7 protein-coding genes are annotated in these 7,602 nt (G+C 41.7%); 4 read left to right on the top strand and 3 right to left on the bottom strand.

Annotated elements, in window-relative coordinates:
* From PSN35_RS05050 to PSN35_RS05040, 3 genes are all read right to left on the bottom strand, one after another.
* The coding region (locus PSN35_RS05050; RefSeq protein WP_300030350.1) for a uroporphyrinogen decarboxylase family protein at nucleotides 1-565 on the bottom strand (565 nt) is incomplete at its 3' end.
* Nucleotides 566-680: 115 nt separating this feature from the next.
* Nucleotides 681-893 (bottom strand): 50S ribosomal protein L31, encoded by a 213-nt coding sequence (gene rpmE / locus PSN35_RS05045; protein ID WP_300030347.1) that lies wholly within the window; start codon nucleotides 891-893, stop codon nucleotides 681-683.
* A gap of 64 nt (nucleotides 894-957) precedes the next feature.
* Nucleotides 958-3,426 carry a heavy metal translocating P-type ATPase gene (locus PSN35_RS05040; RefSeq protein ID WP_300030344.1) on the bottom strand — a complete coding sequence of 823 codons (2,469 nt, stop codon included), beginning with the start codon at nucleotides 3,424-3,426 and terminating at the stop codon, nucleotides 958-960.
* 21 nt (nucleotides 3,427-3,447) lie between these two features.
* On the opposite strand from PSN35_RS05040, the gene PSN35_RS05035 reads away from it, so the two are divergent.
* The 4 genes from PSN35_RS05035 to PSN35_RS05020 all read left to right on the top strand — a co-directional run bounded on the left by PSN35_RS05035 (nucleotide 3,448) and on the right by PSN35_RS05020 (nucleotide 7,449).
* On the top strand, nucleotides 3,448-4,107 hold the full coding sequence (locus PSN35_RS05035; protein ID WP_300030341.1) for a hypothetical protein: 660 nt from the start codon (nucleotides 3,448-3,450) through the stop codon (nucleotides 4,105-4,107).
* Nucleotides 4,108-5,466: a bifunctional UDP-N-acetylglucosamine diphosphorylase/glucosamine-1-phosphate N-acetyltransferase GlmU gene (gene glmU / locus PSN35_RS05030; RefSeq protein WP_300030338.1), complete on the top strand. Its 1,359-nt coding sequence runs from the start codon at nucleotides 4,108-4,110 to the stop codon at nucleotides 5,464-5,466.
* Nucleotides 5,467-6,633: an MFS transporter gene (locus PSN35_RS05025; RefSeq protein ID WP_300030335.1), complete on the top strand. Its 1,167-nt coding sequence runs from the start codon at nucleotides 5,467-5,469 to the stop codon at nucleotides 6,631-6,633.
* A gap of 294 nt (nucleotides 6,634-6,927) precedes the next feature.
* On the top strand, nucleotides 6,928-7,449 hold the full coding sequence (locus PSN35_RS05020) for a HEPN family nuclease (protein WP_300030332.1): 522 nt from the start codon (nucleotides 6,928-6,930) through the stop codon (nucleotides 7,447-7,449).
* Nucleotides 7,450-7,602: the final 153 nt, after the last annotated feature.

The following is a 7,602-nucleotide window of genomic DNA, read 5'->3' as shown; positions in this document are numbered from 1 at the left end:
CTAAATAAGCAATCACACTATCAGCCAACTTATCTAATAGCAGATGCAGCATTTGTGGCTCATTAAACAGCATGGCTTTGGTTTTAGCAAAAGCTTTACTACTGCCGCCTTCAATCATATAAGTGGCCAATGTCCAAGGGCTACCACTAAAACCAATTAATGGCGCACGATCACCCAGTGCTTTTTTAATGGTAGACACTGCATCAAACACGTAAGTTAAGTCATTATTGACTTCTGATGGAATGGCCTCAATGTCTGCCAAGGTTTGAATAGGGCGCTCAAATTTTGGCCCCTCTCCTTCACTAAAATACAGACCCAAGCCCATGGCATCCGGAATGGTTAAGATGTCGGAGAATAAAATAGCCGCATCCAAATCAAAACGATCCATGGGTTGCATGGTTACTTCACAAGCAAGTTCTGGGTTTTTACATAAGCTCATGAAATCGCCCGCTTGTTTGCGGGTTGCTCGATATTCAGGTAGGTATCGGCCTGCTTGACGCATTACCCAAATTGGCGTGCGAGTTGTTGGCTTTTTTAATAGCGCGTTAATGTAATCAAATGACATGGCTTATTACTTAAAAAATGAATGCCATAATTATAACGATATTTGCCTATCTGGCACGCTCAATCGGGCATAAAAAAAGCCACATAAATGTGGCTTTTTATCAATCGTTTTAGGTTTATCGTTTAAACGAACCAAAACGTGATTTAAACTTCTCAACACGGCCAGCGCTGTCCATAATCTTTTGCTTACCTGTGTAAAAAGGGTGACAACTTGAACATACATCTAAGTGTAATTCTTCTTTGCCTACGGTTGAGCGAGTTTCGAATGTGTTACCGCATGAGCAAATGACTTTAACGGTGTCGTAATTAGGATGAATATCTGTTTTCATGTTCTTAAATAAAGGTTAAATCTCGAAAGAGGACAAATTATATACTATTTGCATCCCGCTCGCTTTATTTTTTATAAAGTTTGTTTTGTTTTTTTCGTAGTCGCGTTGCATTGCCAATAACCACCAACGAACTAATTGGCATAACAATCGCTGCAAATAGCGGTGTCACCTTAGCCATCATTGCCAACGGCACCATAAATGCGTTATACATTAAAGCGAAAATAATATTTTGTTTAATGGTTTGGTTGGTGCGTTTGGCCAAATTGATCATTGATAATATAGGTGATAAGGTTGATTTCAACAACACCACATCCGCATGATTAACCGACACATCACTACCCGAGCCAATGGCCATACTGGCATTAGCCTGAACCAGTGCAGGCGCGTCATTCACCCCATCGCCCACCATTAACACTTGAGCACCATCCTGTTGCAGCTGCTTAATGTAATTCGCCTTATCTTCAGGTAAAGCTTGAGCAATGACGTGTCTAATGCCCAACGATTTAGCTACTTGTTGCGTGACTGTCTGGCTGTCGCCACTTAAAATACTCACCTGCTTGCCTAAAGCATGCAATTGTGAAATAACTGATTTCGCATCCGCTTTAACTTGGTCGGCCAAGGCCACAAAGCCCAATATGTTTGCTTGATCAGCACACCAAATACAGCTAGCGCCTTGTTGCTCAATTGCTTGAGATTTTCTCAATAAATTCTCGTCCATAGGATGATCATCTAACACAAATGATAAGCGCCCTACCTTATACTGCTGCTGTGCAACGGTTGCTTGTACACCCTGGCCAGGTATAGAGTTAAACTCACTCACGGGCAAAAATGCCTGCGTATTGTTGGCAACAATTGCTTTGGCCAAAGGGTGTTCTGAGCGCTTTTCAATACTGGCCATTATTTGTAATAAATCTGACCGGTCGGATTCAATTTGGGTGAGTTCAAATTCACCCAAAGTCAGTGTGCCTGTTTTATCAAACACTACCCAGTCAACTTGATCCAACACTTCCAAGACATCACTATTTTTAATCAGCATTTTCTCTTTAACGGCGGCAGCACTAGCAACTGCAATACTCATTGGTGTTGCCAAGCCAAATGCACAAGGACAAGTAATAATCAAAACACTCGTTGCACTTAGCAGGGCCAAATCAAAGTCATCTGGATACCAATAAATAAAGGTAGCAGTTGCCAGGAATATCGTCACCCCGACAAAATAAGGGATGATTTTGTCAATACTACAAACCACAGAGCTTTTGTTGTGCTGAGTGCTTTCCACCAAACTAACAATCTTTCCTAATGCGGATTGTTTCAACGTACTGGTGACTTGTATTTCCAATGCGCCCTGGCCATTGACCGAACCAGCAAATACTTCATCATTCACCTGCTTAGAAACTGACCTAGATTCACCACTCAATAATGATTCGTCTGTCTCACTCGTACCCACAATCACACGCCCATCAACCGGAATCCGCTCACCGGGCTTAATCAAGACTCGATCATCAACAGCAATGGCGCTAATTGGTGTGATCAGCTCTTCACCATTGTTAATCACCAAAGCAACTTTGGGCTGCAATTGTTGCAAAGAACTTGAGGCAGATAAGGATGATTTTTTGGCAGAGCTTTCTAAATATCGTCCAATTAATATCACAAAAATAAAATTAACCACTGTATCAAAATACACCTCGCCTTTAGCGGAATATCCCAATAACACGTATACGGAATAAAAATAGGTGGTTAACGCACCAATACTGATCGGCACATCCATATTCATTAAGCCGTTTTTGATGCCGTTATACGCACTGGTTAAAAAACCCAAACCCGAATAAAATAACGTTGGTGTGGCCAAAGCAAAACCAAGCCATTGAAAATATTGATGGTATTTTCCATCACTAGCGCCGGTGTACATAGCAATAGAAATCCATAGCAAATTCATCATGGTGAATGCAGCAAATCCAATTTTATAGAGCATGGATTTGTTGGCCTTATTGGCAATTGCCTCAGCAATATTTTGTTCATAAGGCATGGCGCCATAGCCTAAATCAGCCAATCGCTGCATAATAACCGACAACTGGATTTCATCATCGCGCCAGCTAATTCTAATGCGCTTATCGGTTAAATTAGCACGCACCCAATTCACCCCTTCGAGAGATCCGATCGCCCTTTCAATTAGCCAGACACAGGCGGCGCAATGGATGGTGTCGCTAATTAGGGTGATAATCTTTTCGCCTTCATCAGCCACTTCCAAAAAAGGCTGCTGAAAAGCCGGTGCATCATAAAATTCTAGTGGATACTCAAGCTCAACGGCCGGCAACACAGAGCTGGTTTGTTGCTGATAAAAAGCGCCCAGTCCACTTTGATGAATTGTTTGACAAACACTGGCGCAACCAGCGCAACAAAAATCCTGCGGTGATTGATCAATATTTGCTTGAATACGGTTATGATTATTAACCGCGAGTCCGCAGTGAAAACAAGAATTACCCATGCTTGTAATTTTATTGTATTTACGCCCTGATGCGTTTACAATATGAGTCAAGTTTAAACCTTAAGTTTTATGATGAAACGTTTGTTATTATTAAGTCTGCTATTTCTATTTTCAACGCACAGTATTGCTAACGAGCAAATCCGATTGTATAAGCAATATGTCGTCGGCATGCCTAAGGCTTTTTTACAAAAAGCACACACCCTTGAAGATTGTTCAGCCAGATACGAACAAGGAACGCTTTGCCTTGCACAGCATTCGCTTGCAGGTGAAACGGCAGAGCTTGCCTTCAGATTCTTAAATGACCGCCTAGTTTCTACCGTGCTAATGATGCCGTTAACTGACGTGAGTAAAGTCAAGAAAATGTTTCATGCGCTAAAAACACAATTTGATTTAGTTTTAATTGAAGATGGCGCTGACAAATTTGACATTTTAGAAGTAAGCACCAACACGTTTAACAAAGACGAGTTTACCAAAATGATTGCTGACTTTGAAAACGAGGCCTATCAAAAACACAGCATTAAATACACCTTCATTAGTAAAGAAGCCTTTGTTACTCAATCAAGAAAATCTCGTCAATTCGCAGATATTTTTAAAGACGCACCTTTGTCCATGCGCGCAGCCACTTACAATGTAGGGCGTAAAGACGGGCAAGTTGTTGGCACCATTACCTTTATTGTGCCCGGCATTACCGAAGAATATCTCGATCAAAATCCTATTGTAGAAGACTTTTAAATGAGCAACATTCACGCCATCATTCTTGCAGCGGGCAAAGGCACGCGCATGAACTCATCCAAACCAAAAGTATTACAAACCTTATCGAATAACACCTTATTGGGTCATGTGCTTACTCAGGCAAAAAATATCAGCCAACAAGTGCATGTGGTTTATGGCTTTGGTGGTGATCAGGTTCAGCAAACCATTAATGACAATTCAATTAATTGGGTAGAGCAGGTTGAACAATTAGGCACCGGCCATGCTGTAGCACAGGCAACCCCCCATATTAAAGACAACACCATTGCATTAATTTTATATGGCGATGTACCTCTTATTCAACAAGCAACCCTTGAGCAGCTTATTGATGCTGCACAGTCAACTGGCATTGCCCTGTTATCTGTTATTTTGGATAATCCGACCGGCTATGGGCGCATTGTTAGACAGAATAACGTCGTTCAGGCAATTGTTGAACAAAAAGACGCCACCCCTGAACAGCTTAAAATCTGCGAAGTGAATACCGGCATTATGGCTGTGAATACTCAACTGCTTAAACAATATTTAGCGGATCTAGACACCAACAACGCCCAAGGCGAGCTCTACTTAACAGATATCATTGAGTCTGCTGTTAATGATAACAAAATAGTCGCCTCAGTCATTACAGACGATGAATTTGAAGTGGCAGGTGTTAATGACAAAGTACAATTAGCAGAATTGGAGCGCGTTTTTCAGCAGCAGCAAGCCAGCCAATATATGCAACAAGGGCTCACGCTAAAAGACCCGGCTCGATTCGATTGTCGTGGAAACTTACGCTTTGGCAAAGACTGTGAAATCGATATTAACACCTTAATAGAGGGTGAAGTAAGTCTAGGAAACAATACAACAATTGCGCCTAATTGCACAATAAAAAACGCCAAAATTGGCGATAATGTGTCGATATTGGCAAACTCTGTTATTGAAGATGCTGTTATTAATAATGGCGCATCCATCGGCCCATTTGCCCGAATTCGTCCATTGGCCAATATTGGTGAAAATGCCAAAATTGGCAATTTCGTTGAAGTTAAAAAATCCACCATTGGCAAGGGATCAAAAGTATCACATCTGAGTTATGTGGGTGACACCACCATGGGTGACAAGGTCAATATCGGCGCTGGCGTTATTACTTGCAATTATGATGGCGTTAACAAACACCAGACTGTGATTGATGATGGCGCCTTTATCGGCTCTGATTCTCAATTGGTAGCACCTGTTACCATTGGTAAAAATGCCACCATTGGCGCTGGATCCACAATCACTTCTGATGCGCCAGCAGAACAACTCACACTAAGCCGCTCGAAACAAAGACCTTTCCCAAGCTGGAAGCGACCTACTAAACAATAAATGTTTGCACTACCCCGTAACGTTTGGCTGCTAACTGCCAGCCTGGCTTTGTTTATGTCGTTAAGTGTTTTTGTAATTTTTTTGGGTGGCATTATTGGTCAATCTTTAGCGCCCACAGATAGCTTATCAACCTTGCCAGTAGCCCTATTAGTAGTTGGTACGGCTAGTTTTATTATTCCTATAAATCGCGTCATGTCAATTATTGGCAGACGCAAAACCTTCTTGAGCGTTTGTGTTTACACATTGGCCATTATCTTTTTAGCCATCGTTGCCTTGCGAGCTGAGTCTTTCTATCTATTTTGCTTGGCTACTTTTTTATTTGGCTTGACCACCGCTACCATGAATCAATTTCGTTTCGCTGCTATTGAAAGTGTACCCGAAAACCTCAGTGCCACCGCCACCTCTGCCGTGTTGATTGGTGGCTTGGTGTCGGCCTTTTTAGGGCCTGAAATTGCCACCTTGGGCAAGAGTTTGTTTGTCACTGATTTTGTCGGTTCTTTTGTTTTATTAAGTGGCTGCTTCTTTGCTGCTTTTGGTCTTTTGTGGTTTTATCAACAAACAGACCTTACTGAAGAAAAAGATCGGTCAAATACGCGACCTTTGGCTAACATCATCAAACAACCGGTTTTTATTGTTGCTATTTCTAGTGCTGCAATTGGCTACGTGGTGATGAGCTATCTGATGACCGCCACCCCCATGAGCATGCATGTGATCGACGGATTCTCCTTAGAGCAGACCAAGTTTGTTATTCAATCACACGTGATTGCGATGTTCTTACCCTCACTATTCACGCCGTTCATTGTTAAGTGGTTGGGGCTAGGAAAAATGATGTTAACAGGTATACTTATTTATTTTGCTTGTGTTGCTCTCGCCTATTCAGGCCACGCACTCAATAATTATTGGCTGGCATTAATTTTGCTAGGCCTGGGCTGGAATTTCTTGTTTATTGGCGGCACTAGCCTGTTGCCACGCGCCTATAAAGAAGGTGAAAAATTCAAAGTTCAGTCGTTAAATGACTTTCTAATTTTTAGCGTTCAGGCTTTGGCTTCACTATCTGCCGGCTGGTTTGTCTTTAACTACGGCTGGGAAATGGTATTACTCTCAGTTATACCGTTACTGATTGCTCAGTTGCTAATTTTACTGTGGTGGCTTAAAGTAAAAACTTAATGCAGATCTAACAATCTTCGAGCATTCTTATAAGCTACTTTCTCTGCCGTTTCTTGACTTAAATTTGCTAGAAGTCCGTTTCTGATATTGCTAATATTTTTATCGTACTTTGAGCCGACCGCAGAGCGGTCGGCTCTAACGGCGTGGCAATAGTAGATTAACTTGTCAGACCGCCTGCGGCACTCTAACAAGCCAATCAACCCGACCTAGGGAATTTAAAATAGAGTAAACTCTAAATAAATTTACTAGGCGGGTTATTGCCACGCCGTTAGCCATCATACAGAAGGAGGCAAAATGCTAAGCCAAGAGGATAATCTTTTATTTCAATCATACATTAGCGTCGCCCTATTCGCTGAATTGCGGAGCAATAATTTCATTGATTCAGATTTCTTCAAAGGAATGAGTTTTGGCGTTCAAGCAATAAAGAAAGAACTCAAGAATATTGGTGTTGATAATCAGGGATCAGCATTAATGTCGCTGTATGCAATGCTAGTGATACCGCGAGAACTAATATTCGAAAAATACCCAAGCAAGGTAGCTGAGATAAACGACTTTCTCGAACAGAATTCAAAAAATGTGCATACTACTTATCGCAGCGATCAGCAAAAGGTAGATTTTTTGCGCCACATCAGAAATTCTGTCTCTCATGCCCGTGTCACGTTCGAGCCGTCGAAGTCTATTGGTTTTTCAGATCAAAATAGCAGAACACGCGAGCAGTTTACATCCGAACTTCCGCTTGAGTATTTTGGTAAATTTATGGAGAAATTACAGGAAGTTCATTTGACTTACATTAAAGAGTTACAAAGTTCGCAATGAAAAAGGGGGGACGCTACCCTTTTTTTGCTCAGTGGCAGCGTGGGTTTTTTTGGCTGGGTTAATATAAATGGCAAAAGATTGTTGATATTGGGTTTTGTAGGTGTCAAATTGTTTGAGTTGGGCTTCGTCTAGCCCGAGTTCGATTTGCTTCTC

The sequence above is a fragment of the Candidatus Thioglobus sp. genome, from assembly GCF_028599055.1.
Classification (GTDB): Bacteria; Pseudomonadota; Gammaproteobacteria; order PS1; family Pseudothioglobaceae; genus Thioglobus_A.
The sequence above is the reverse complement of the archived record's forward strand: the minus strand, read 5'-3'. Positions and strand labels throughout refer to the sequence as shown.